General features: G+C 46.3%; 24 protein-coding genes and 1 pseudogene. 11 read left to right on the top strand and 14 right to left on the bottom strand.

Features of this window, described 5'->3' with window-relative positions; all coding sequences use genetic code 11:
* Window positions 1–259, top strand: a pseudogene (locus L976_RS23485) (transposase); the annotation flags it as partial.
* A 385-nt stretch (window positions 260–644) separates the two neighbouring features.
* On the opposite strand, the gene L976_RS07030 reads toward L976_RS23485, so the two are convergent.
* The 5 genes from L976_RS07030 to L976_RS07010 all read right to left on the bottom strand — a co-directional run bounded on the left by L976_RS07030 (window position 645) and on the right by L976_RS07010 (window position 4,986).
* Window positions 645–1,598 (bottom strand): D-2-hydroxyacid dehydrogenase, encoded by a 954-nt coding sequence (locus L976_RS07030; RefSeq protein WP_047535509.1) that lies wholly within the window; start codon window positions 1,596–1,598, stop codon window positions 645–647.
* A gap of 46 nt (window positions 1,599–1,644) precedes the next feature.
* The gene (locus L976_RS07025) at window positions 1,645–2,289 is read right to left on the bottom strand and encodes an outer membrane beta-barrel protein (RefSeq protein WP_011718023.1); all 645 of its coding nucleotides are present in this window, start codon (window positions 2,287–2,289) and stop codon (window positions 1,645–1,647) included.
* A gap of 55 nt (window positions 2,290–2,344) precedes the next feature.
* Window positions 2,345–3,133 (bottom strand): co-chaperone DjlA, encoded by a 789-nt coding sequence (djlA, locus tag L976_RS07020; protein ID WP_047535508.1) that lies wholly within the window; start codon window positions 3,131–3,133, stop codon window positions 2,345–2,347.
* A gap of 93 nt (window positions 3,134–3,226) precedes the next feature.
* Entirely contained in the window at window positions 3,227–3,898 is a 672-nt protein-coding gene (gene murU, locus L976_RS07015; protein WP_047535507.1) for an N-acetylmuramate alpha-1-phosphate uridylyltransferase MurU, read from the bottom strand.
* Complete coding sequence (locus L976_RS07010) at window positions 3,895–4,986, bottom strand: aminoglycoside phosphotransferase family protein (protein WP_047535506.1); 1,092 nt, start codon at window positions 4,984–4,986, stop codon at window positions 3,895–3,897. The genes murU and L976_RS07010 overlap by 4 nt, the downstream gene beginning before the upstream one ends.
* Before the next feature lie 115 nt (window positions 4,987–5,101).
* Between L976_RS07010 and lptD the strand changes: the two genes are divergently transcribed.
* From lptD to L976_RS06975, 7 genes are all read left to right on the top strand, one after another.
* Complete coding sequence (gene lptD, locus L976_RS07005) at window positions 5,102–7,399, top strand: LPS assembly protein LptD (protein WP_037421408.1); 2,298 nt, start codon at window positions 5,102–5,104, stop codon at window positions 7,397–7,399.
* A 221-nt stretch (window positions 7,400–7,620) separates the two neighbouring features.
* Window positions 7,621–8,925 (top strand): peptidylprolyl isomerase SurA, encoded by a 1,305-nt coding sequence (gene surA / locus L976_RS07000; protein ID WP_037421411.1) that lies wholly within the window; start codon window positions 7,621–7,623, stop codon window positions 8,923–8,925.
* A gap of 6 nt (window positions 8,926–8,931) precedes the next feature.
* A complete protein-coding gene (gene pdxA, locus L976_RS06995) occupies window positions 8,932–9,918 on the top strand; it encodes a 4-hydroxythreonine-4-phosphate dehydrogenase PdxA (RefSeq protein WP_047535504.1) in 987 nt (328 codons plus the stop codon).
* A gap of 14 nt (window positions 9,919–9,932) precedes the next feature.
* The gene (rsmA, locus tag L976_RS06990; RefSeq protein WP_037421417.1) at window positions 9,933–10,739 is read left to right on the top strand and encodes a 16S rRNA (adenine(1518)-N(6)/adenine(1519)-N(6))-dimethyltransferase RsmA; all 807 of its coding nucleotides are present in this window, start codon (window positions 9,933–9,935) and stop codon (window positions 10,737–10,739) included.
* A gap of 52 nt (window positions 10,740–10,791) precedes the next feature.
* Window positions 10,792–11,172 (top strand): Co2+/Mg2+ efflux protein ApaG, encoded by a 381-nt coding sequence (gene apaG, locus L976_RS06985; RefSeq protein WP_037421420.1) that lies wholly within the window; start codon window positions 10,792–10,794, stop codon window positions 11,170–11,172.
* A gap of 21 nt (window positions 11,173–11,193) precedes the next feature.
* Window positions 11,194–12,018 carry a symmetrical bis(5'-nucleosyl)-tetraphosphatase gene (locus L976_RS06980; RefSeq protein WP_047535502.1) on the top strand — a complete coding sequence of 275 codons (825 nt, stop codon included), beginning with the start codon at window positions 11,194–11,196 and terminating at the stop codon, window positions 12,016–12,018.
* Window positions 12,019–12,115: 97 nt separating this feature from the next.
* Window positions 12,116–14,137 (top strand): methyl-accepting chemotaxis protein, encoded by a 2,022-nt coding sequence (locus L976_RS06975; RefSeq protein ID WP_047535499.1) that lies wholly within the window; start codon window positions 12,116–12,118, stop codon window positions 14,135–14,137.
* A 245-nt stretch (window positions 14,138–14,382) separates the two neighbouring features.
* Here the strand turns inward: L976_RS06975 and L976_RS06970 are convergent, their stop codons facing one another.
* From L976_RS06970 to rplU, 7 genes are all read right to left on the bottom strand, one after another.
* The gene (locus tag L976_RS06970) at window positions 14,383–14,799 is read right to left on the bottom strand and encodes a DUF3718 domain-containing protein (RefSeq protein ID WP_037421428.1); all 417 of its coding nucleotides are present in this window, start codon (window positions 14,797–14,799) and stop codon (window positions 14,383–14,385) included.
* Between the two features lie 196 nt (window positions 14,800–14,995).
* Window positions 14,996–15,478, bottom strand: a complete 483-nt coding sequence (gene folA / locus L976_RS06965; RefSeq protein ID WP_047535497.1) for a type 3 dihydrofolate reductase — start codon at window positions 15,476–15,478, stop codon at window positions 14,996–14,998.
* 22 nt (window positions 15,479–15,500) lie between these two features.
* Complete coding sequence (locus L976_RS06960; protein WP_037421434.1) at window positions 15,501–15,974, bottom strand: threonine/serine exporter family protein; 474 nt, start codon at window positions 15,972–15,974, stop codon at window positions 15,501–15,503.
* Window positions 15,971–16,732 carry a threonine/serine exporter family protein gene (locus L976_RS06955; protein WP_037421437.1) on the bottom strand — a complete coding sequence of 254 codons (762 nt, stop codon included), beginning with the start codon at window positions 16,730–16,732 and terminating at the stop codon, window positions 15,971–15,973. Before L976_RS06955 ends, L976_RS06960 begins: the two co-directional genes overlap by 4 nt.
* A gap of 27 nt (window positions 16,733–16,759) precedes the next feature.
* Entirely contained in the window at window positions 16,760–17,926 is a 1,167-nt protein-coding gene (gene cgtA, locus L976_RS06950; RefSeq protein WP_047535494.1) for an Obg family GTPase CgtA, read from the bottom strand.
* 213 nt (window positions 17,927–18,139) lie between these two features.
* A complete protein-coding gene (gene rpmA / locus L976_RS06945; RefSeq protein ID WP_007650346.1) occupies window positions 18,140–18,394 on the bottom strand; it encodes a 50S ribosomal protein L27 in 255 nt (84 codons plus the stop codon).
* Window positions 18,395–18,408: 14 nt separating this feature from the next.
* Complete coding sequence (gene rplU, locus L976_RS06940; protein ID WP_011073451.1) at window positions 18,409–18,720, bottom strand: 50S ribosomal protein L21; 312 nt, start codon at window positions 18,718–18,720, stop codon at window positions 18,409–18,411.
* A 273-nt stretch (window positions 18,721–18,993) separates the two neighbouring features.
* Here rplU and ispB point away from each other — a divergent pair, with 273 nt between their 5' ends.
* The gene (gene ispB, locus L976_RS06935) at window positions 18,994–19,965 is read left to right on the top strand and encodes an octaprenyl diphosphate synthase (RefSeq protein WP_047540226.1); all 972 of its coding nucleotides are present in this window, start codon (window positions 18,994–18,996) and stop codon (window positions 19,963–19,965) included.
* A 76-nt stretch (window positions 19,966–20,041) separates the two neighbouring features.
* Here the strand turns inward: ispB and ung are convergent, their stop codons facing one another.
* On the bottom strand, window positions 20,042–20,707 hold the full coding sequence (gene ung / locus L976_RS06930; protein ID WP_099457587.1) for a uracil-DNA glycosylase: 666 nt from the start codon (window positions 20,705–20,707) through the stop codon (window positions 20,042–20,044).
* Window positions 20,708–20,867: 160 nt separating this feature from the next.
* Here ung and L976_RS06925 point away from each other — a divergent pair, with 160 nt between their 5' ends.
* Window positions 20,868–21,428: a pilus assembly FimT family protein gene (locus tag L976_RS06925; protein WP_037421445.1), complete on the top strand. Its 561-nt coding sequence runs from the start codon at window positions 20,868–20,870 to the stop codon at window positions 21,426–21,428.
* A 70-nt stretch (window positions 21,429–21,498) separates the two neighbouring features.
* Window positions 21,499–21,816: a DUF3144 domain-containing protein gene (locus L976_RS06920; protein WP_037421448.1), complete on the top strand. Its 318-nt coding sequence runs from the start codon at window positions 21,499–21,501 to the stop codon at window positions 21,814–21,816.
* 418 nt (window positions 21,817–22,234) lie between these two features.
* Here L976_RS06920 and L976_RS06915 read toward each other — a convergent pair whose 3' ends face one another.
* Window positions 22,235–24,391, bottom strand: a complete 2,157-nt coding sequence (locus tag L976_RS06915; RefSeq protein WP_047535463.1) for a S46 family peptidase — start codon at window positions 24,389–24,391, stop codon at window positions 22,235–22,237.
* Window positions 24,392–24,475 lie beyond the last annotated feature (84 nt).

Genomic DNA, 24,475 nt, shown 5'->3' with positions numbered 1-24,475 from the left:
TGCCGATTATCTCGAACTGATTGATTGGACAGGCCGCGCCATCCGCCTTGATAAGAAAGGCTATATCGATAATCAACGACCTAAGCTACTCAATGAATTAGGTGTTGCGCCCGATGCGTGGCTCACATCAGCCAAAGAGTTTCGTCGTCAATACAGTGGCATAAGTGGTCGATGGGATAGCATGTGTGAATTTAAAAAGCAGCATAACAGCGGCAAATGGTGTAAAGGTAAAGCCTCAAGCCAAGCGTTACATCCTTAAGTTGCTCACGACTCAGCGTTTAGGATTATTTTTGTTTATCCGAAATGGAGATAATTTCGCGCAAAACATAGCACGCTTTTGTCCCAAAGCGTGCTATGTATTTCTTTAAAACTTACAGATTACGCCGATGCTAAATAGGTGAGCCATGGAGGTTTGCGAGACGACCGTCCGCCCCATGGACGGGGCGGTCGAGCATCCACGGACGGACTCGCTGCGTGTCGATGAGCGAATACCATGGCTCACCTATAACTCAGCACTTAAATATCGTCTCCCCCAAATTTTATGCCGTTAAGGGAACTATCCAACACATTTTTCCCCCTTCAATTCCAACTGCATTTCTTTGGAATGAAAACATTTCCTACAGAAACAAGCTAACCCACAGGCCTTATGGATTCACCCAATTAACTCGCTCGCCAGCTAGATAAGCGCTGAGATTTGCCGTTGCGATATTGAGCAGGTTCTGCCGTGCTTCTTTGGTTGCCCAAGCATTGTGTGGGCTGATACTGATATTGGGCGCTGTTAGTAGCGGATTATCCGCGCTCGGTGGTTCGGTAGAGAGTACATCGACGCCGGCAAATACTTTGCCCTGCGTTAATGCGGCCGCAAGCGCCGCCTCATCAATTAAGCCGCCGCGTGCGGTGTTGATCAGTAACGCCTTCGGCTTCATTAATTCGAGGGTTTGAGCATTAATCAGCTCGGTGGTCTCAGGGGTGAGTGGACAATGGAGCGAGAGAATATCGGACTCCTTGAATACCGTATTACGAGATGTCCAACTCACGCCTTGGGGTAAATTGCGGGGCTGAGTGCGGGTATTTACTAATACCTTCATGCCGAAAGCTAAAGCGAGTTTAGCCACCTGCTGACCAATATCCCCATAACCAATCAAGCCTAAGGTTTTGCCTTTGAGGGATTGCAGCGGCATTAAGGTAAAACAAAAGTCACTGCAATTGCTCCATTGCCCTGCGGCAACGGCTTGATGGTGCGCCGCAACCGCTTGCGTATGATGCAAAATATGAGCAAACACCATTTGTGCGACGGCATCAGGACCATAGGCGGGCACGTTGGTGACCACTATGCCTAACTCTTTTGCGGCGGCAAGATCCACCACGTTAGTGCCAGTAGCAAGCACACCGATATATTTAAGCTTAGGCAGTTGGGCTAAGGTGTTAGCATCGAGGGGCGTCTTGTTGGTGAGCACAATTTCGGCATCCTGAGCACGGGGGATAATCTCCGCCGAGGGCGTGCGGGCAAAACAGCTAAATTCCCCTAATGCGCTGACCGCTTGCCAGGTTAGATCCCCTGGATTTAAGGTTTCACCATCGAGTACGACTATTTTCATCTTTACCTCTTAACTGCGTTTGCGCCTTGCCCATAAAGCAGGAAAATTAAAAACTGAGTTTGACCCCAAGATTGGCTTGCACTTGCCACATTACATCCGATGTGACATGCCATAAGCATTGGTCTTCATTACAAAAAAGTGAGGTGTCACTGTCAATAAAGGTCGCGTAGCCACGCAGATCCGCAAACAACGCAAAGTTTTGCATCATACGATATTCGACGCCACCACCAATGCCCATGGAGAAACGGGTTTCCGTTGACCAATCATCGGGCATCATCCGAGTCACCCCGGCACTGGCGGTAATGTAGGGCTGAAAATCGCCACTTGGGAAGAATAAAGTGCCGCCAAGGTGGATATAGTCCACATCTAAGGAGGCGACTAAGTCTGGGGTAAACAGGCCACCGCTTTTCAGCTCGGAGGATTGGCGACTGTAAAGCAGGTAAATATTGCCGGGATCGTTAGTGCCAATCCCTAACATGAGGCCGTAATGGCTCGCCTCTTCGATACCCACACTCTGCTTATTATTGGTTTCAGCGTTGTTAGCATCGAGTTCATTGATATCGAACGAGCTGCCGCCAAAGCTGTAACCACCGTAGGGGGCGACAAACAGCTCGGGTTCGGCATAGGTTGGTAATGCGAGGGTTAGAGGTAATAAACCTGCAATCACACTTAATCGGTTAACGTATTTCATCTTAATCCCTTATCTATCGTTATTATTCCTTGCGTCGACAACGTTAACCGAAGCATTAGCGCATGCCGCGCTCCGATTTCACTCTGTCGTACGCAGCTTGGATATCCTGCGCCTTACGATTGGCAATTTCCATCATCTCGGGTGGTAACCCCTTAGCAACCAATTTATCGGGATGATGTTCATTCATCAACTTACGATAAGCCCGCTTGACCTCTTGATCCGTCGCCTCGGCATTAATGCCGAGCAAATGATAGGCGTCGGTAATCGAGGTTTTATTTCCATTAGAGGTTTGGTGGAAACGGTATTCCGCTTGCCAACGTTTCAGTAATTCATCGAGTTGCCCACGACCATAACCTAACTCTTGGGCCACCGTCATCAGAATTGCATGTTCTGCGGCATCGAGCTCACCGTCCGATAGGGCGGTTTGAATTTGGATCTCGATAAACATTTGCACCAGTTCTTGACGGCCTTGGGTCACGGCGCGAAAGGCTTGCAGGCTGCTACGCAGGTCAAAGTCGGGCTCTTTACCCTCACGGAACGCCTGCTGCGCCTCTTTACGGGCTTCACCCGTTAAGCGCATCTGATCCATCAACATAGTCGCGATACGAATATCGGTTTCAGTCACTCGACCCGACGCCTTGGCCACATGGCCCATCACGGCGAAGGTGGTGTTAAAGAATATTCCCTGTCGATTCTTGGCTTGACCTAAGATCTGACTAAAACTGGCGCCACCACCAGCGCGCTTGTCGAAGAGATGCCCAAGCCATAAGCCCAGCAGAGCACCGAAAATACGGCCAAACATAAACCCGATAACAAATCCAAAAAACTTACCCCAAAGGCGCATCTTAATTCCCAATTTGATAATTTATTCAGTCACTCAATCGACATCGCGAGTGAAACCGTTAAGTCAGGGCGCTAAACATTAGGCGATATGCCATTACGCTAGCGCTGACTCTAATGCTTGCAGACGCGCAATCGTCCCAACATCGCACCAGAGTCCATTAAAGTGTGCCCCGGTGATCAGGCCATCGGCCATCTTAGCCCGCAGCAAAGGCCCAAGGGCAAAGGCACCATCCGGCGTACCGTCAAATAATGATGGGCGATATAAGCCCATGCCAGAGAAAGTGTATTTTTGCTCACCCTGTTCACGTACAAGGCCCTGTTCTAAGGCAAAGTCGCCGTTAGGATGTTGCTCGGGATTCGGCACCAACCATAAATGCGCCAGAGCTGTATCCGCTAAGGGGACAATCGTCGGCAAGGCATCGATAAACACATCACCATTGAGCACTAAAAACGGTGCATCCGAGTCGCCATCCGTCATCAGCAGAGGCAAGGCTTGTTTAATTCCGCCACCGGTCTCGAGTGCCGATGCTTCGGCGCTATATTGGATCTTGACCCCAAAGGCATGACCATCGCCTAATGTTTCGACCAGCTTATGCCCAAGCCAAGCGTGATTTATCACGATATCCACGATACCCGCCGCCGCTAACTTCTCGATATGGTACACAATCAGCGGCTTACCTAACACCGGTACTAGGGGTTTTGGTAAAGAGTCAGTCAATGGGCGTAAACGCTCTCCCCTGCCTGCCGCCAGGATCATCGCCTTCATTGCTTGTCTCCCTGCTGAGTATCCCTTTCCTTGGCCGCAAACGCAGGCACAACGCGCGATTGCACCCAAGCGGAAAATGGTGCCAACTCAGGATAAACACTGGCAATATCCACAATGTAGGACAAGGTTAACGGAATATCGGCCATATAGGCGGGCTTGTTATCACGATAGTGTAAACGGGCAAAAATCCCTGCGGCCTTGATATGGCGCTGCAACCCCATTAAATCAAACCAAGTTTGGTACTGGGTAAAGGATGTCTGCGCCGGGATTTGCCCTAACTCAAGCACTTGCTGATAATGCTGCTGCATTAATTCCTGCACCATGGTTTGCGGCCAACGGATATAGCAATCCCGCAGTAAAGACACAGCGTCGTAGGTCACAGGCCCTAGCACCGCATCTTGAAAATCAATCACGCACAGCTCGCCCTCTTTTAGCATCAAGTTACGGCTGTGGAAATCCCGGTGCATCCCCACCTTTGGCTGAGCGAGGGCATTTTCTACTAAGAGGCCAAAACTCTTCTCCAGCAGTAAGCGTTCCTCATGGCTAAGTTCGAGCTGTAAATGCCTCTCTAACAGCCATTCGGTAAAGATCCCCAGCTCACGGCGCACAAACGCCTCATCATATAAAGGCAAGGGCTGCGTGTTGCCTGTGACAGGATCAAGGCTCTCAACCACTGAGGCCACCTGGGGCAATAATGCCAATGCGCGGCGGTAATAATCGGCGACATTATCGTCCGTAAGTACAGACAATAACTGGGTATCCCCCAGATCGCTCAGAAGCATAAAACCTTGCTCGGCATCGGAAGTAATCACTTTTGGAACTGTCAGTCCCGCCGCAGCATAGCTACTAGCGAGGGCGATAAAAGGCGCGATAGGCACTAAGGCGGGCGGAGAATCGGCGACAATATAGCTAGCATCACGCGCAACGACGCGGAAATAGCGTCTAAAACTAGCATCACCCGAAATCAATATCGGGGTCACATCATAGGAAAAATAACGGTTCAGCCACTGATTAAGGGAAATAAATCTCGGATCGGATAAAGTCATTTCATGGCTCTTATAGAAAAATTGCTTTATTATAGCTGGCATATAATTTGGAAACAGCTAAGAAATTGAGAGATTTATTTGCTGCGTTGCACTTGTAGTTTGCAACTTTCCCCGTCGATACTTGTCCAGACTAAGAAATCATTATTATTGACCTAAGATGCAGATCCGTTACCTTCTGGCCTTGAGCCTGTTACCTAAATTAGTCCTGGCAGACGAATCTCCCGCAACCTCAGCATCACAATGCCTAATCGAACCGCCAGTACCTCGTATCGTATCTCAACCGGGGTTGAGTGCGGCTGAACAAGCAAAAATTCGAATAGCTTCAGACCGCTCAAAAGCTGAAATGGGTAAGCAAGCGATTTTTACCGGTGATGTGGTCTTCAGCCAAGGCGATAGACACATCGCTGCCGATGAAGCCATCCTCGATCAAGCCACAGAACAATTTGATGCTAATGGCAACTTAGTCTTCCAAGACAGCAATTTTACCGTTACCGCAGACTCGCTACAGGCGCAAATGCGCAGCAATCGTGCCACCCTCAAAGGCGCACAGTATTGGCTGCACGGGCAACAGGTACACGGTGATGCAGAAAAACTGCAAATCACCATAAACAACAACCTGATTTTAACCAATACGAACTTTACCACCTGTCCGCCTGACAACGTCTCTTGGTTGCTTGAAGCCGAAAAAATTAAGATCAACAGCGAAGAAGAATGGGGTGAGATCTGGAATGCCAAGCTGCGAGTGGCCGATATTCCGGTGTTCTACATCCCTTATATGACGGTTCCGGTTTCAGACAAACGTAAAACAGGCTTCCTCTATCCAAGCTTTAGCACCAGCACCACCAACGGTTTTGAGGTGTCAGCGCCCTACTATTGGAATATTGCACCGGAATACGACCTGACATTTACGCCAAACTATATGACTAACCGCGGGTTATTCACTAAAACTGAGTTTCGTTATCTCGCGGGTGAAGCTCAAAATGGCCGTTTGAATTTTGAATATCTAGGCAGTGATCGAATGATCGGCGGCAGCCCAAATCGTTACCTGTATAACTGGCAACACCAGGGAGCTATCGATAAAAACTGGCGAGTATTGACTAACTTTACTGAAGTTTCGGATAACAACTATTTCAACGACTTAAAGTCTGATGTTAACCGTGCGACCGATAACCAATTATCACGGATTGGCGAAGTCAGTTACTTCGAACGTGATTGGGATATCAGCACTCGGGTGCAGGATATTAAAGTACTGGGCGAAGATGAAAAGCCATATCAAGTCATGCCACAGGTTAACTTTAACTACCGTGCCGCCGACTTTTGGAACAACTTGGACTTTGGTTTTAACTCAGAGCTGACCAATTTTGCCCACCAAGATGACGATGTAAACACGGCAACCCGTTTACATATGGCACCCAGCCTAACACTGCCAATCCATGGTCCTTCAGGCTCACTGACGAGCCAATTAAAGTTAATGCAAACTAACTATTGGCAGGACAAAAATAACACTAAATTTGATACCTTAGATGACACTGTGAGCCGTACCATTCCTCAGGTGCGTATCAACGGACAAATCAACTTTGAACGTTTTACCGAGATATTTGAGCAAAATTATCGCCAAACACTCGAACCTCAATTCCAGTATCTGTATGTAGGTTATGAGGATCAACGGGGCATTGGTATTTACGATACCGCCCAATTACAGGACGACTACTTTGGTCTATTCCGAGATCGCCGCTTCTCCGGTCTTGACCGTATCGCCGATGCCAACCAAGTTACCCTTGGTATTACAACTCGTTTCTTCGATGACCATAACCAAGAAGCGACCAAATTCAGTCTCGGACAAATCTTCTATCTTCAAGACAGTAAGCTAGGCTATGAAGATAATATTTTTGAGCAAAATCAATCAACTTCAGTATTGGCGGCCGAGTTAGATACTCGTTTAAGCCAAGACTGGTATTTGGGCGCGGCCATTCAGTACGATACCAACACCAGTGACAATAAGAAGACCGAAGTCACATTAGACTTCCGTCCTGAAGCCAACAAACTACTGCAATTAAGCTATCGTTATGTACCCGATCTACTGAACTCCAACACTAACGATTTGGTTAATATCTCCCAAGCAGGTGTTCGCGGAGCTTGGCCTATCAATGACAGCCTCTATTTTGTTGGCAACTGGTACTATGACCTCAACGAGAGTCGTAGCATAGAAACCTATACAGGTTTCCAATATGAATCATGCTGTTATGCAATCCGCCTCAGTTATCACTATCGCATTAAAACCAACTACGATGACAACATCGGCTCAGCCATTATCGATGAGCGCGAGCAATTTGAGCGTGGTGTGTACCTCAACTTAGTCATCAAAGGGCTCGGTGGTTCTGGTCCATTAGGTGTAACGGATATGCTCAATGATGGTCTGTTTAACTACAGAAAACCGCTTTATCTGAGGAATTAGCAAAGAATTGTGGTAGATTGCTGAACCTCAACAAGGACTGAGAGTCCAAACAAGTTAATGAAAGCTGTGCGTTCACCCAATAACTGAATTGAGTGACGCATCTTTTAAGAGTTACCAACAAAAGAAAATTTAGGCAACTCACTGTAATTTCGATATAAATGGTAAAGTTAACTTAAATAAGCCGTCGAATCTGACCTTAGAACGTGCCAAGGATTTTGTGGATGAAACCCAGTAAACATCTGATTTTTGCTTTATTTGCACTCGCTATCAGCCAGCCAACCATGGCAGCTCCCCAGCCACTCGACCGTGTTGCCGTTCAAATCAACGACGGTATTGTGCTCGAAAGTGAAATCACCAATATGATTGACACGGTTAAAGCCAATGCTAAGGCCGCGAATCAATCGTTACCCTCCGACAGTGCACTGCGCACCCAGGTTATCGAGCGATTAATTTTGACTCGTCTGCAATTACAAATGGCGGATCGCATTGGTCTACATATTGGTGACCTACAGTTAGACCAAGCAATTGAAAACATTGCGCGCGAACAAAAAATGACCGTGGCGCAAATGCAGCAAAAAATTGAGAGCGAAGGCTTAAGCTTCGGCCAATACCGTGAGCAACTACGTGAAGAAATCACCTTAGGTGAAATCCAACGTATTCAAGTACAACGCCGTATCCAAGTTTCACCACAGGAAATCACTGGCCTAGTGAAACTGATCCAAGAGCAAGGCATGAAGGACGTCGAATACCAAATCGGCCATATCCTTATTGATGTACCCAATAATCCCACCAGTGAACAACTCGAAGCGTCAAGCAAACGCGCCAATGCGGTGCTTGAACGTTTAAAGAGTGGTGAGGATTTCCGCCGTACCGCTATCGCCTCTTCATCTGGCCCTAAAGCACTTGAAGGCGGTATTTGGGATTACATGAACATCAACGAGATGCCAACCCTGTTTGCAGAAGTCATTAATGGCGCCAAAAAAGGCGATATTATCGGCCCAATTAAAAGCGGTGCTGGCTTCCATATCATCAAGATTATGGATGCTCGTGGTTTACAAACCAAAGAAATTGAAGAAGTGAGAGCGCGTCATATCCTGCTCAAGCCATCGCCAATTCTGTCGGAAGATCGCGCTAAGGCCATGTTGGAGCAATTCCTGAAGCAAATTCGTTCAGGCGAAGCTAAATTCGAAGATTTAGCCCGTCAATACTCTGAAGATCCGGGTTCAGCGACTAAGGGGGGCGAGTTAGGTTGGGCAGAGCCAGGTATTTATGTGCCAGAATTTGCGCAGACACTTAATAGTTTAAGCCCTGATCAGATCAGTGAGCCTTTCCGTACTACCCACGGCTGGCATATCACTCAGTTAGAAGAGCGTAGAAAAACCGATGCCACGGATCAATTTAATACTAACCGTGCGCACCAACTGATTTTCCGTCGCAAATTTAACGAAGAACTGCAAAACTGGCTAGACGAAATGCGTGCCGACGCATACATTGAAGTCTTTCAGCCTGAGTCTAATCGAGGTTAAGGTAAATTGACCACTAAACGTATTGCCGTTACCCCCGGAGAACCTGCGGGTATCGGCCCCGATTTAGTCGTGCAACTGGCTCAGCAGGCTTGGCCTGCTGAGTTAGTCGTTTGTGCGGATCCTGAATTATTAGCCAGCCGGGCTAAACGACTTGGCCTTCATGTTACCTTTCGCCCCTATTTGCCTGATCAGGCCCCAAAACCTCAAGCAGCAGGTACGCTGACAATCGCCCCCTTCAAGCTCGTCACTGAAGCCGTTTGTGGGCAACTTGATGAGCAAAATAGTACCTATGTGGTTGAGACTCTGCGTTACGCAGGTGAAAAAAACATGAGTGGCGAGTTTGATGCCGTTGTCACCGGCCCAGTGCATAAGGGGATCATCAATCAAGCAGGGATTTCCTTTAGTGGTCACACCGAGTTTTTTGCCCATCAGGCTAACTGCCCCGATGTAGTGATGATGTTAGCAACTCAAGGTTTACAAGTGGCACTGGTGACCACTCATATTCCACTGGCTTATGTTGCTAAAGCCATTACACGCCAACGCTTACATCATATTATCAAGATTTTACACGCTGACCTTATCAGCAAGTTTGCCATTGCTTCGCCTAAGATTTATGTCTGTGGCTTAAATCCCCATGCGGGTGAAGATGGACATTTAGGGCGTGAAGAGATCGACGTGATTATTCCGGCACTGAATGAACTGCGTGATGAGTTTCAAATGAACATTGTCGGCCCCCTCCCCGCCGATACCCTGTTCCAGCCTAAATATTTACAGGACGCTGACGTCGTCTTGGCCATGTACCATGACCAAGGCTTACCCGTTCTAAAGTCACAAGGATTTGGCAAATCGGTAAACATTACCTTAGGTTTACCTTATATCCGTACCTCGGTTGACCATGGTACGGCGCTCGATCTTGCGGGAACTGGCAAAGCCGATATCGGCAGTTTTGTCTGCGCCTTGAATAAAGCCATTGAGTTATCCTCAAAAAACTAAACGATTAGATATTAATGAGTAGCAAAGTACATTTAGGCCACACGGCCAGAAAGCGTTTCGGACAAAACTTCTTAACTGACAACAATGTGATTAACCGCATTGTGGGTGCAATCGCCCCCGATAACGACCATGTGATGGTAGAGATCGGCCCAGGCCTTGGCGCTTTAACGGAGCCAGTCGCCTCCTCGATAGACAATCTCACCGTAGTGGAGTTAGACCGCGATTTGGTTGAGCGCTTGCAGCATCACCCAGTACTTAAGGATAAGCTCACCATTCATCAGGGCGATGCATTGCAGTTTGATTTTAGTCAGTTGGTTGTCCCAGGTAAAAAACTCAAAGTTTTTGGTAACTTACCTTACAATATTTCAACTCCGTTAATGTTCCATCTGTTCGAGTTTGCCGAACTGATTGAAACCATGCACTTTATGTTGCAGAAGGAAGTAGTGCTGCGTTTATCTGCAAGTCCAGGCACGAAAGCCTATGGCAGATTAACGGTTATGGCACAATATTTTTGCCAAGTGGTCCCCGTACTCGAAGTACCACCCCATAGCTTTGCGCCACCACCGAAAGTGGATTCTGCCGTAGTGCGCCTTTTGCCCTATGCAGAAAAACCCTTCCCCTGTAAAGATGTGAATGTGCTACGCCAGCTATGTACCACGGCATTCAATATGCGCCGCAAAACACTGCGTAATAACCTCAAACAAGTGTTAAGTGATGAAGAGTTCGAACAGTTAGGTATCGATCACAACCTGCGTCCAGAACAAATCTCCGTTGAACAATATGTTGCAATGGCGAATATGGTATGTGATAAGCAGGCTTAAGCAGTTAAGTTTGATGGGCACTTAGGTGCCCAATATCATTGTAGGAACTCACATGAGCGTATTGGATAACTCTATCCGAGTCGAAGTCAAAACCGAGTATATTGAACAACAATCCTCGCCAGAGGATCAGAAATACCTCTTTAGCTACACTATCACCATTATTAACCTCGGTGAGCAGACCGCAAAACTCGAAACCCGTCACTGGATCATTACCGACGCGAACGGCAAAATGACTGAAGTACAAGGTGCAGGAGTCGTCGGCGAAACCCCAAGCATTCCACCCAATACCGCCTACCAATATACCAGTGGCACAGTACTCGATACGCCTCTTGGCATTATGTATGGTACTTATGGTATGGTCAGCGAATCTGGCGAACGTTTTAAGGCAACCATTAAGCCCTTCCGTTTAGCGACCCCTGGTTTATTACACTGATTTAATTTAAGAAAGGATACTGTGGCCCATTATTTTGTTGGTGATGTCCAAGGCTGTTTTGCCGAACTCCAAAAATTACTTGCTAAGGTCGACTTTAATCCATCCCGCGATGAACTGTGGGCGGTGGGTGATCTTGTCGCTAGAGGCCCAGATTCATTAGCGACACTGCGCTTTTTTCAATCTCTAGGTGATGCGGGTAAAACGGTTCTCGGGAACCACGATCTGCATTTACTGGCCCTGCATGGCAAACTTAAGCGGGATAAACCCAGTGATAACCTCACACCACTATTAAACGCACCGGATATTTCGAGCCTTATCGACTGGCTTAGGCAGCAACCCCTAATGCGAGAGTTGCCAGAACATAACGTCATCATGACCCATGCTGGCGTGCCACCGCAATGGTCATTAGAACAATTAAAGCAAGAATCCCAACTAGTTAGCCAAGCCCTACAGCAAAATGATTATCTCGATGCTCTCATTCGCCAAATGTATACCGACACTGCAGAACGTTGGGACCCAAGTGCTATTGGTATAAATCGGCTGCGATTTTGTATTAATGCGTTGACCCGCATGCGTTATTTGTATATCGATGGTCATTTGGATTTTGATTGTAAACAGCCACCAGAAAATTGCAGTAATCCACAGCTTCGCCCGTGGTTTGAATTTACGTCGGCATTACGCCAAAGTCACACCTTAGTGTTTGGACATTGGGCTGCATTGATGGGAAAAGTGAAAGATCCTAAGTTAAAAGCACTCGATACAGGCTGTTGCTGGGGAGAACACCTCACCCTATGGCATCTTGAAAAAGACCAAAAAATTACCCAAAAAAAGTTAAAAAAGAGTTAAACTAACCTTAACTTTGGTCGATAAACGACAGTGCGTCTAAGCCCTGAATTTAATAATCTTTTCATTCGGAATAATATAATAATAACCGGAGTATCCTATGAAAGTTAATGTAGCCACCCGAGTCATTGGCGGGTTTAGCATAGTCACGCTTTTACTTGTGTTGTTAGGATTTACCTCTTACCTGACGAACATTAGCCTCAAAGATAGTTCGGCGATGATGCAAGAACTCAGCCTGCCAGCCCTAAAATCGACCAATCATTTAACCGAGTCCCTGAGTGAGCAACAGCGTCAAGTATTAATCGCTTACCATGCCCCAAAATCCCGGCTCATTCCCGATATCCGTAAAGTATTTAACGACCATAGCGCCCAGTTTAAAAATGAGATCAGCAATCTTAACCAGCTTGTTCAAAAGCAAAACAACTTGTCATCATTGATTTCTCAATTAAATACAAGCTTTTCTACCTTTGAGCGGGATAGTTTGGCCATGCTTACCGAGCGAGAAGCCGCGTTAAGCAAACAAGAACAGCTTATCAATTTAAAAAAGAAACTCGAAAATGCCGCCGATGATGCCTCATCGGTACTGCTCGATATTATCGATTTAGAAAATAGCCAAAACCCTGATGCCCAGAGTCTTGCAGCTTCAGCCAGTGCAATTGATAGCAGCATGGGGAATATCATCACCACCATTGCTGATTTGGTGACAAACGAAGAAATGAGTAAACACGAACTCATTTCCAAGGAACTTGATTACATTCTTAGCGAAAGCAAAAATAAGCTCGAATACGTTAACCGCCATGCGCAGGGTATTATTGAAGCTGATACCTTAGAATCGATTAACCAAGATATTAAAAAAGTACTGGCACTCCTCGAAGGCTCAGATTCTATGGTGCAACTCAAAGCGAGCCAGCTGAACCACGCACTGGCGGCATCGAATCAACTCAGCATTATTGAGAAAGACGCTAAAATCATCGATCGTAACATGGAAGAAGTGAGCAATAATATCGAAGCGGTTGCGGCAAAAATGAGCCAAGAAACCATTGCTCAAATTGATGCAGCCAGTATCCGCACTATGATTGTGGTGCTTATCGCAATTGTTGTCGCCGTTATTATCAGCTTTGCCGTAGTCACGCCCCTAAAACGCTCGCTGAACCAAGTAAACAATGCGCTGAATGTGCTCGCTTCAGGTAATTTAACCCACAAATTAGATGATTCAGGTCACGATGAGTTTGCTGAACTTGCCAAAAACTGTAATCGCTTGGTCTATAGTTTACGCGGCTTAATTGCGGGTATTTTAGATCGTTCAAACCAGCTTGCCGCCGCAGCTGAACAGACCTCTGCAATCACCGCACAAACCACCACGGGTATCCAAGAACAAAAGAATCAAGTCGATCAAGTGGCTACCGCAACGACAGAATTAAGCTCCAGCGCGCAACAAGTGTCGATGAGTGCCGATGATGCCCTCGCACAAATTAAACAAGCTGATCAAGAAGCTAAGCATATGCGTGCTATTGCCGAGGAAAATAAACACACCATTCTGGCCTTAGCGGAAGAAGTGGCTAAAGCAGGCCAAGTGATTAACAAGGTCCAATCGGATAGCGCCTCAATTGGGTCGATTTTGGATGTGATCCGCGGTATTGCCGAACAGACGAATCTATTGGCATTGAACGCGGCCATTGAAGCCGCGCGGGCGGGTGAACAGGGCCGTGGCTTTGCGGTCGTCGCCGACGAAGTAAGAAGCCTAGCATCAAGAACCCAAGTCTCGACCCGTGAAATTCAACAAATGATTGAGGTACTACAACAAGGGGCACAGCAAGCAGTGGCTGCGATGGATATGGGCCGTGCCCAAGCCAATGCCTGCGTAGCAAAAACAGAACAAGCCAACCTTGCCCTAGAGACCATCAGCCAGTCGGTGCATAAAGCCTATGATGCAGGCACTCATATTGCCCACGCCGCGCAGGAACAAAATTTAGTAAGCCAACAAGTGTCTGAAAAACTAGAACATATTGCAGCAATTTCGGAAGAGACCGCGATTGGCGCAGATCAAACCGCCCAATCAAGCCATCAGGTGGCTAAGCTTGCCGAAGAGCTACAAGCTTCTGTCGGTGAATTTAGAGTGTAAGCAAACACTCAGGTATAAATAGGGTCGCTGTCGCGGCCCTTTTCTTTGGCTTGCGCTTTCCCTTGAACTAGGTTATCAGGCTATCCCGCAGCCAAATGCTATAAATGCAATTTCGGAACTCAATTCAATATTCGGTAAAAACGGCCTAAACGACACCCATAAAAAATGCCGAACTGAGTTCGGCATTTTTTACGTATTATTCTTTGCCTATGTAAAAGCACGCGAGAAAATGATTAAACAGGCTATTACTCTTCTTCACCGCCAGCGCCTGCACCTAAACGTTCTTTAACCGCTGCAGTGATAGGACTGGCACTATGACCATTTGCCTCAGCCCAAGCTTGGATAGTCATGCCATCCGCTTCTGGTACGCTTAGCTCGTTGGCGGATAACCGCTTAGCAACAAACTCACCCGCATCATTCGCATTCACGGCATAGGCGGTACGTAGTAAGCTTTGGCCGTCACAACTAATTCCGCTGTAAACTTGGCGCAATTTAACACGACTTTCTTTTAATTTTTTACGTAAGCGGTTTTTATCGTTTGCTTTAACGTAATCACAAATACTCGCAACAAGCGGATCTGCTTCAGTCGCTTTAGCCGAGGTTGGCACAGAAACATAGCTAAATCCGATTAGTGCAGCCAAGGCTACAGGCATTAGACGCATCCGATACTCCTTAATACTTTCTTATAATTTTTTTATGGTTTGTATGGTCTGCGTCTATATCTAACGATAATTGACCTCTCAGGTTCAGATAGCTCTCGATAACACAGTTATCTCAGCCTACTGGCGCCTAGCCGGTATAATACCTTCGACATATTGACAATCCATACGCACAGGGTACACAACATAACGACATAATTTAACATTTTTTTACCAAATTGATAAAGCGATATTCCAGCCCATCAGCATTTATAGCTGCTACGGATTCGGTTTCTTGCCACTCATCGTTTTTCCAAGCAGGGAAAAAGGTATCACCTTCAACGTCTAAGTTAATTTGAGTTAGATAGAGCCTATCGGCTTGGGGTAATAGCTGTTGATACAATTGTCCACCGCCAATGACCACCAACTCTTCACAATCGCCAGCCACCTCTTTGGCAACTTCAAATGATGTGACACAGGTTACGCCCTCGATCAATAAATCCGCTTGGCGAGAAATCACAATATTATGACGCCCAGGTAAAGGTCGACCGATTGATTCAAAGGTTTTACGGCCCATCACAACTGGCTTACCTAAGGTCATGGCTTTAAAATGGCGTAAATCTTCGGGTAGATGCCATGGCATTTTATTGTCTTTTCCGATGACTCGATTATTTGCCATCGCGGCTATCATAGCAATGCGCATGGTCACTCCTGTGGAATAGTTTTTATTTAATAACTGGACGGGTTCTAAAGTACAACAAACTCGGCAAGGCTAAACCAACCGATAGTGCCCCTAGAATAAAGACTGTTTTTAACCCATTACTAATCACTTGGCCTGTTAGCTCTTGGCTTACCTGCGATTGTGCCGTGAGTTGCACTAAGGCAATCACAGTATTGAATGCATAAGTACCTGGGATCATGGGGATAATAGCAGCAACTGCATACATCAACGGCGGCGCTAAATGACGCTTTGCAAACCCGATAGTAATAGTGCCCACTAACGCCGCCGCGGCAAAGGTCGCCCACTCAATGGGTAAGCCAAATTGCAGCATAAGCGTGCGAGAGCTATGACCAATTGCGCCAGCTAATGCGCAGTAGACTAAAAAGCGTTTAGGTACATTAAACACCATGGCAAAGCCGATGGCAGGGATCGCTGAGAAAAAGGCATCGTGTAGCAAAATAGTCAGTAATTCCATCACAGAAAAATACCACCAAGTTGCATTGCGATTGTAATCCCAATGACCGAAGAAACCGTCAGTAATGTTGCATGTCCCCAACGGGAAATGCCCACGTTCATATGCCCCTTAACCATATCAGAAATCGCATTGATCATTGGGAATCCCGGCACCAGCATTAATACACTGGCCGCCATGGCCGCCTGCGGAGTCTCACTCAAGTTGAATACATAACCCGTCTGCGCCAACATGCTAGTGACAAATGCCGTCACCGCAAAATTCACCAGCAAATTAAAATGCCGCTTTGCAATCGCAAGGCGCACCGACATTCCCACCGCAGAGGCGAAAAAGGTAATGATTGAAGCCGCGACATCACCATTAAAGAGATGACAAAAACTCGCGCAGGATAAGCCTATCATCAATATAACAAGATAAGGAGGATAGGTCTTAGGCTCGATGCGGGCTAAACGTTTGCGCACTTCATTGGGGCCATAGAGGCCTTTTTCTGCAAGTAAACAAATACGTTGTAACTCACACACTATGGTCATGTTAATGCCATGCTCACGGATCCGACGCGTTGTCGTGATACAGCGACCATGCACTAAACTGGTTAACACAAGGGAATTAGAAGAGATGGAAAGCTCGATACTTGCTAAGCCTAAGGCCTGACCTAGGCGCTGGCTGATTTCTTCAACTAAATCAGATTCAGCACCGTAGGCCAGCAAGAGTTGTGCAACCCGCACAACTTGCCGAGTAATATCATTTTGAGTATCTGCGTACACGAAACTCTCAAAACTTAGATATGGATATTATCTTTGGTAGATGACTTCAACATCATAGTCATCATCATCAAAGTCATCGTCGAAGTCATCATCATAATCTTCATTGACGGACTCAATGTTAGCTTGATGATAATTATCCCACTTGAATTCGACTTCATCGTCTGGATTTGCATCTTTATCTTCAGGAGGAAGACTTTGGATGAAATCCCACAGCTTAGTCGATAATTCCTTAGTACCATCGCGGCCATAGGCGGAAATAGTGTAAACCTCACCTTCCCAACCAAGCTCTTTAACAACTCGGTCAACCTTCTCTTTTAGCTCGTCTTCGAGCAGTAGATCTGCCTTATTGAAGACTAACCAACGAGGTTTGCTTGCCAGTTTTGGCGAATACTTTTCAAGCTCACCGACGATTGCACGGGCAGAGTCGACAGGATCTGTGCCATCAATTGGCTCGATATCGATGATATGTAACAGAATACGGCAACGTTCTAAATGCTTTAAGAAGCGAATACCCAGACCCGCACCTTCTGCCGCGCCTTCGATCAAACCAGGAATATCTGCGATGACATAGCTTTGGCCTGGACGTGGGTTAACCACACCGAGGTTAGGCACTAATGTCGTAAAGGGATAATCCGCAACCTTAGGTGTCGCACGAGACACTGCACGAATAAAGGTCGATTTACCCGCATTAGGCATACCAAGCAAGCCAACATCGGCTAACAATAGCAGTTCTAATTTTAAGCTACGCACTTCACCCGGTGTACCTAAGGTTTTCTGGCGTGGCGCACGGTTTGTACTGCTCTTAAAGCGAGTATTGCCTAAACCATGGAAACCACCTTTTGCCACTAATAACTTCTGGCCATGGGTAGTTAAATCACCAAGCACTTCCTCGGTGTCATGATCAATCGCACGAGTACCCACAGGTACTTTTAAAATCAAATCTTTACCGCTATGGCCGGTACAATCACGGCCACGACCGTTTTCACCGCGTTCAGCCATGTGGAAACGTTCAAAACGATATTCAATCAAGGTGTTGAAGTTTTCGTCGGCCTCTAGATACACACTGCCGCCGTCACCACCATCACCACCATCAGGACCACCATCAGGGATATATTTTTCGCGTCTGAAACTCACGCAACCGCTACCGCCGTCGCCTGCTTCGACCCTAATTACTGCCTCATCGACAAACTTCATACTTACTCCTGGCATCACTGAATGAAGGAATTATACCGTTTAACTTCATCGGTCGCCAAAAAACTCGAGATACTTGCTCCCAATCTTACCAGTCAACGCCCTTAATTTGATAAAGATTTATCAAATCGCTCCAGAAACGTAGGTAAGTAGAAGCACAAAAAACAGAAAGCCCCACCAAAGGCGGGGCTTTACAGTATAAGCTAGACTCGAAAATTAAGCTTCGATGCTAATAAACTTACGGTTATTAGGACCTTTAACTTCGAATTTTACTTTACCGTCGGTCAGAGCAAACAGAGTGTGGTCGCGACCAATACCCACGTTTACACCAGCGTGGAATTTAGTACCACGTTGACGAACGATAATGTTACCAGCTAGAACTGATTCACCGCCAAAGCGCTTAACACCTAGACGTTTACTTTCTGAATCACGGCCGTTACGAGTAGAACCGCCAGCTTTTTTATGTGCCATGAGTTAGACTCCTATTATGCGTTGATAGCAGTAATTTTAACTTCGGTGAACCACTGACGGTGGCCCAACTTCTTGTCGTGGTGCTTACGACGACGGAACTTAACAATAGTTACTTTCTCGCCACGACCATGACTTACTACTTCAGCAACGACTTTACCGCCAGCCACTAAAGGAGCACCAACGTGCACTTTTTCACCGTCAGCGATCAGTAAAACTTGATCGAATTCAACAGTTGAACCAGTAGCAACTTCTAATTTTTCTAAACGAACTGTGTGGCCAGGGGCTACACGGTGTTGTTTACCACCACTTTGAAAAACAGCGTACATAGCTATTTTACTCCGATATTCCTAACATGCTGGCCCACATTCTTGGGGGCAGGATGCTACAAAAACTTTATTGACAATGGGCGCGGAGTTTACGCGAAGAATCCTTATCTGGCAAGCCCTAATTAGGAAAGAATAAAAAAAGGCCGGAATAACTCGCACATTAGTAGTGTGAGTACTGTCATATGTCAGAATTTTAGGTAAAATTCATTCTATATAACACGTGAGCCTAAAATACAGGCCGGGTACGTAATGGCCCCACAACCAGAGTCTATTATGGATTTAAACGCTATTCGTCAACTGGCTGACACTGATATGCAAGCAGTCAATCAGCTGATCTATAAACAGCTGGAGTCAGATGTCGCCCTGATCAACCAGCTAGGTTTCTACATTATCAATGGTGGTGGTAAACGTCTTCGTCCTTTACTATCCGTCCTCGCCGCTCGCGCCGTCGAATATCAAGGTGAAGCCCACCTTAAGCTTGCCGCGATTATTGAATTTATTCATACCGCTTCATTACTGCACGATGATGTGGTCGATGAATCGACCCTCAGACGCGGCCGCGAAACCGCCAACGCGCTGTTTGGAAATAGCGCCAGTGTATTAGTGGGTGACTTCCTTTATACCCGCTCATTCCAAATGATGACTGAACTCGACAACATGCGAGTATTACGGGTACTAGCCGATACCACCAACGTATTAGCTGAGGGCGAAGTATTACAGCTAATGAACTGTAATGACCCAGATACTACCGAAGAAAGCTATATGCGGGTGATTTACTGTAAGACTGCAAAGCTATTTGAAGCCGCAACCTTACTTGCCGCGGTATTAGCGGGCGCCACACCTGAACAAGAAACGGCGTTGGGCGATTATGGGAAGTATTTAGGTACAGCCTTCCAATTGACCGACGATTTGCTCGACTACACCGCCGACAGTGAAGAGTTAGGTAAAAACATCGGTGATGACCTCGCCGAAGGCAAACCGACCTTACCGCTGATCTATGCCATTGCCCATGGCACAGAAGAAGAGCAGCAGCTTATACGTCATGCGATTGAGCAAGGTGATGGTACCCATGCGATTGAGAAGATAGTTGCCGCTCTGCATCATTGCGGCGCGCTCACTTATACTCAGCAAAAGGCCATTGAGGAATCAAATAAGGCGATTGCTGCACTTGCGGCATTACCTGACAGTGATTTTAAAACCGCATTAGTCTCACTGGCGAAAATATCAGTAGATCGCAACCACTAAGCTGTTGTGAACAATCAATAAAAAGGCCTTGCTTCGCAAGGCCTTTTTATTTTTAGCATTCTTTACAACATGGAACTTAAACCTGCCATTGGATCGGCACTTCGCCCCGAGCCATCAGTAGTTGATTCACTTTTGAAAAATGCCCACAACCAAAAAAACCACGATACGCCGATAAAGGTGATGGATGCGGTCCCGATAAAATTTGGTGTTGTGGCGCGTTAATCACAGCACCTTTTTTGATGGCATGACTCCCCCACAGCACGAAGATAATTGGACGTTGCTGCTCATTAAGCAGCTTTAACGCTTCCGTCGTAAAAATTTCCCAGCCCGCATTGGCATGGGAGTGCGCTTGCCCCTGTTCTACCGTGAGGACAGTATTAAGCATCAAAATCCCCTGTTCAGCCCAGGCCGTTAAATCACCATGGTTGGGAATATGGAATCCCGGAATATCGTTAACCAATTCTTTATACATATTGGCAAGCGAAGGCGGCGGTTTAACCCCTCGTTTCACAGAGAAACATAAACCATGGGCTTGATTGGGGCCATGGTAGGGATCTTGACCAATTAACACTACACGCACTTGCTCGAGCGGCGTTGTTTTGAATGCATTAAACACATCCTCTTTCGGAGGATAAATCACTTTGCCCGCTTCTCGCTGTTGATTCACAAATGCGATCAGCTGTTGATAGTAAGGTTGCGTACGTTGATGGTCGATAAATGCTTGCCAAGTCGCCAAAATCAGTTTCTCTTACTTAAGTTACAATGCCGTTAGCTTAAAAGTGATAAGCAACCATGACAAGCTCACTGTACGATTAATTCGCCTGAACTGCTGATAGTTCAAGTTAAAATGCCACCAATTAAGTGCTATAGTGTCGGCACTTATCCCCTATTCATTCAGATAAATGATCCGCGACCGCTTACAAGGCTCAAGTCCACAATCCGCAGGCTTTACCTTAATTGAACTCGTTGTAGTGATTATTGTGCTTGGAATTTTAGCCGTTGTGGCTTTGCCCAAGTTTATCAATGTGCAGCAAGATGCGCAGATCGCTACAGTCAAAGCCGCAGGCGCAGGATTTAAATCCGGTTTAAATTTAGCGCGTTCAGTTTGGGCAGTGAAAGTAGGCTCAGGCCCCAAGGAAGATTTGCCCGTATTTGGCACAGCACAATCTGAACAAGTGGACTTTAATGCTAACGGTTGGCCTGCCCAACACTATATTTATGGCAATGAGGCATCACCTTCATTAGATAATGTGGAAGACTGTGTCTCTGTATGGGAAGTGTTATTCCAAAATGCGCAGCCGAGCGTCTCACGACTCAATATTGATGCCACGGAAACAGACTATAAAGCCAGTTATCTCAACCCTAATCAATGCCGATATTTTTATCGGGCTAACGATAAATTATCCATTTATTACGATTCAAGAACGGGAACCGTCACAACAGACTTAGATCCCAATAGTTAAGAGTTAGCGATTCTTTCCCATAGAAATTAGGATAGAATCACCCACCAATAAATTATTTTGAGTAAGCGCTATGACAGACACGAGCAACACCACTATTTTTGAACTTGCCGATCAATTTATTGCCTTAGCCAATCAGCTAAGCCAGCAAGAAGGTGATGTAGGCAAAGTAGGTACCGCCCTGCGTTTTGCGGCGGCCCGTTTTAACGCTTTTGAAGCGGCGATTAAATCAGCCGATTTAGGTGCAGAAAAAGACAATGCACTCGACTGGTTTAGCGCAGAATACCGTGAAATGCTGAGTGATAATTTAGACGACCATATCGCCAACCCACCCGTTATGCAGGAAGAACCCGCAGAGATAGATGATTCTGTCCAAATTTTTAAGAACTGATCATCTGCTAAGGGTGAAGTGGCACACTATTTTTTGTGCCACCAAAGCTGTAGAGGTCTTCTTATCTTATCGATCACTTTAGGTGAATACATCAGCGCTACACCACAAGACATTTAGGGCTAAATTCAAACTGAATACTGCTGAATTAGTCCCTAATAGAAACCCTAAGCCAGTATCAATTTTAGTTTCTATTTACTGTCTCGTTGAGTGAATGCAACGAAAGCCAGTATGGCTTGATATTTAGCGAGCACTAGGGCGTGTGCAACTCAACCTAATGAATATCTATCCCAAACCGCTTTTGACCATACGCAGGCATTGGGTCGTTTTATCATCTCAAAATGAAAAAGCGATAAGCCCTATGGGTTTATCGCTTTTTATTGTCTTGCTTTGACCGCAGTGACGCTAATCCGGCAATGGATTATTTAACGATTTCCATCTCAGCTAAGAGATTGTCGGCACCATCCAAATATTTCATTACCCACAACATATAACGGCTATCGACATGAATAGAGCGGTTAATTTCATTATCAAATGCCCAACCGCCGATAATGCTTTCATATACACCATCGAACAGCAGACCCACTAATTCAGCGCGGCCGTTTAAGGTCGGTGAACCAGAGTTACCACCGGTGGTATCTAAGGTCGACAGGAAGTTAACTGGTACAGAATCAATGGATTTCATATAGAAATCACCGTATTGCTTCTGTTTAATAAGCTCTAACTGCTTTTTCGGTGCATCGAATGGATCAATACCCGTGTCTTTTTGCACTATGCCTTCGAGGCGAGTGAATGGCACAGCCACTAAACCATCTTTTGGCGAATAACCTTTTACATGGCCAACCGTAACACGCAGGCTAGAGTTCGCATCGGCGTAAACGGGCTTACCCTGCTCAAGGTTATAGGCAATGATGGCATCCATATATTGCGGACGTATTTTCATCATCTCGCCGTCTAATTCTTTTTCTTTCTTCTCTTCGCTCATATTGGTGTCATACATGGCCACCGCAAATTGAATAAAAGGATCCTTAGAGGCTTTAAAATCGTCGACCGATTTTTCCATCCAAGCTAAACGCACATCTTTATTACCGAGTTCGGTTTTGGCGTACATTTTATCTAAGGTTTTAGCAAGCTTAGCTTCGTTAACCTTGTTATCGATACCAAAGGCTTTATCCATCGCAGGTAAACGCTGCGCTTCAGGTAACGCGGCATAACGTTTTAGCATATCTAAGAGTACGGCCTTATCGACACTCGCGGCATAACGGCGATCAATACGTTCCATGCTTGCCTTAAAGCGAGTCATATCACGGTCTTGGAAGCCTGGTTCACGCTGCATATCAGGCAGTTGCTTTTCATGGGCTAAACGGTACAGATTCGTCGCCGTTGGTAACATAGTGGTGCTACTGATGTAGCTTAAAATCATATCCCGTTCTTGGTGCGCTTTGCTCTTAGCAATCAAGGCATCTAATTCGGCTAAGGTTTTACCGTATTTAGCCTCACGGCTGCGGTCTTTAGCGATCCACTCAGCCAGTTTAGCCTCAAGGGCTTTACGGTCGGCCAACATAGTCGATTTGCCGTAGAACTCGATCATCGAAGTGAAGTTTTTAGCATAGTTTGCTAAACCCGCGATTTGGCTCTCATACTTAATCCGCTCGTCACTGCCCTCTGGCGCAGTTGCTTTAATGATTTCAATAAAGCGCTCACGCAGCATTTTGCCTTCGGGATAAGCCCACTCAAACTCATTTTGAACTTCAGTCGCGGTGCGATAACGATTTGTGCGGCCGGGGTAACCCGCTACCATCACAAAGTCACCTTCACTTACGCCTTTAGCAGAGACTTTTAAGAAGCTCTTTGGCTCGTAGGGCACGTTGTCAGCGCTAAATTCTGCGGGTTTACCATTTTTAGACACATAGGCGCGGTAGAAAGAATAGTCGCCCGTATGACGTGGCCACATCCAGTTATCGATATCGCCACCGTATTTACCAACGCTGCCCGCAGGATTGTAGACTAAACGCACGTCGCGGATTTCTAGCTGTTTAACCAGATAGTATTCCAAGCCACCGTGGAAGCTATACACCTGGCAACGATAGCCTTCGTCTTTTTCACACTCGGCAACGAGAGCTTTCTCTTGGTTTTCAATCCCTTGATAAAACTCACGGCCCGTTTTGTTTTCTAGCCCAGCTTTAACGCGCTCAGTAACATTAGTCACATCTTCAGTCACATATACCCGTGAGCCTGGGGCTGCGGGTAATTCATCAGCAAAGGTTTTAGCTAAAAAACCGTCCTGTAACAGGTTTTTCTCAGCAGTAGAATTGTATTGAATCGAACCATAGGCGCAGTGATGGTTAGTCACCACTAAGCCTTTGGGTGATACAAAAGATGCCGTACAGCCACCAAGGCTTATCACGGCATTCATCGGGAATTCGGTAAGTTTAGAGATTGATTTAGCATCAATTTCTAAGCCTTTCGCTTTGAGTTCATCGGCCATTGCGGGCAATTGATGGGGCTGCCACATACCTTCGTCAGCATGGGAAGCAAAACTCGCCGCCACAGCAACTGAGAGTAACCATTTTTTCATTGTCTTAAGTCCGTTTTGATAAAGAAAGCCGAGCGCTTGCGAGGCTATTTCTACGTATGATGTGAATCACTTACCCGACAGCCA

Source organism: Shewanella sp. ZOR0012 (genome assembly GCF_000798835.1).
In the GTDB taxonomy this organism is placed as follows: domain Bacteria; phylum Pseudomonadota; class Gammaproteobacteria; order Enterobacterales; family Shewanellaceae; genus Shewanella; species Shewanella xiamenensis.
The sequence above is the reverse complement of the archived record's forward strand: the minus strand, read 5'-3'. Positions and strand labels throughout refer to the sequence as shown.

Excerpts from the sequence above, each read along its gene's own strand:
- rsmA (WP_037421417.1), top strand. The coding sequence starts at position 9,933 with ATGAGTAGCAAAGTACATTTAGGCCACACGGCCAGAAAGCGTTTCGGA.
- ispB (WP_047540226.1), top strand. The coding sequence starts at position 18,994 with ATGGATTTAAACGCTATTCGTCAACTGGCTGACACTGATATGCAAGCA.
- L976_RS06925 (WP_037421445.1), top strand. The coding sequence starts at position 20,868 with ATGATCCGCGACCGCTTACAAGGCTCAAGTCCACAATCCGCAGGCTTT.
- L976_RS06920 (WP_037421448.1), top strand. The coding sequence starts at position 21,499 with ATGACAGACACGAGCAACACCACTATTTTTGAACTTGCCGATCAATTT.
- lptD (WP_037421408.1), top strand. The coding sequence starts at position 5,102 with ATGCAGATCCGTTACCTTCTGGCCTTGAGCCTGTTACCTAAATTAGTC.
- apaG (WP_037421420.1), top strand. The coding sequence starts at position 10,792 with ATGAGCGTATTGGATAACTCTATCCGAGTCGAAGTCAAAACCGAGTAT.
- L976_RS07010 (WP_047535506.1), bottom strand. The coding sequence starts at position 4,986 with ATGCCAGCTATAATAAAGCAATTTTTCTATAAGAGCCATGAAATGACT.
- cgtA (WP_047535494.1), bottom strand. The coding sequence starts at position 17,926 with ATGAAGTTTGTCGATGAGGCAGTAATTAGGGTCGAAGCAGGCGACGGC.
- surA (WP_037421411.1), top strand. The coding sequence starts at position 7,621 with ATGAAACCCAGTAAACATCTGATTTTTGCTTTATTTGCACTCGCTATC.
- folA (WP_047535497.1), bottom strand. The coding sequence starts at position 15,478 with ATGCGCATTGCTATGATAGCCGCGATGGCAAATAATCGAGTCATCGGA.
- djlA (WP_047535508.1), bottom strand. The coding sequence starts at position 3,133 with ATGCGCCTTTGGGGTAAGTTTTTTGGATTTGTTATCGGGTTTATGTTT.
- murU (WP_047535507.1), bottom strand. The coding sequence starts at position 3,898 with ATGAAGGCGATGATCCTGGCGGCAGGCAGGGGAGAGCGTTTACGCCCA.
- L976_RS07030 (WP_047535509.1), bottom strand. The coding sequence starts at position 1,598 with ATGAAAATAGTCGTACTCGATGGTGAAACCTTAAATCCAGGGGATCTA.
- L976_RS06975 (WP_047535499.1), top strand. The coding sequence starts at position 12,116 with ATGAAAGTTAATGTAGCCACCCGAGTCATTGGCGGGTTTAGCATAGTC.
- L976_RS06915 (WP_047535463.1), bottom strand. The coding sequence starts at position 24,391 with ATGAAAAAATGGTTACTCTCAGTTGCTGTGGCGGCGAGTTTTGCTTCC.
- rplU (WP_011073451.1), bottom strand. The coding sequence starts at position 18,720 with ATGTACGCTGTTTTTCAAAGTGGTGGTAAACAACACCGTGTAGCCCCT.
- L976_RS07025 (WP_011718023.1), bottom strand. The coding sequence starts at position 2,289 with ATGAAATACGTTAACCGATTAAGTGTGATTGCAGGTTTATTACCTCTA.
- L976_RS06970 (WP_037421428.1), bottom strand. The coding sequence starts at position 14,799 with ATGCGTCTAATGCCTGTAGCCTTGGCTGCACTAATCGGATTTAGCTAT.
- rpmA (WP_007650346.1), bottom strand. The coding sequence starts at position 18,394 with ATGGCACATAAAAAAGCTGGCGGTTCTACTCGTAACGGCCGTGATTCA.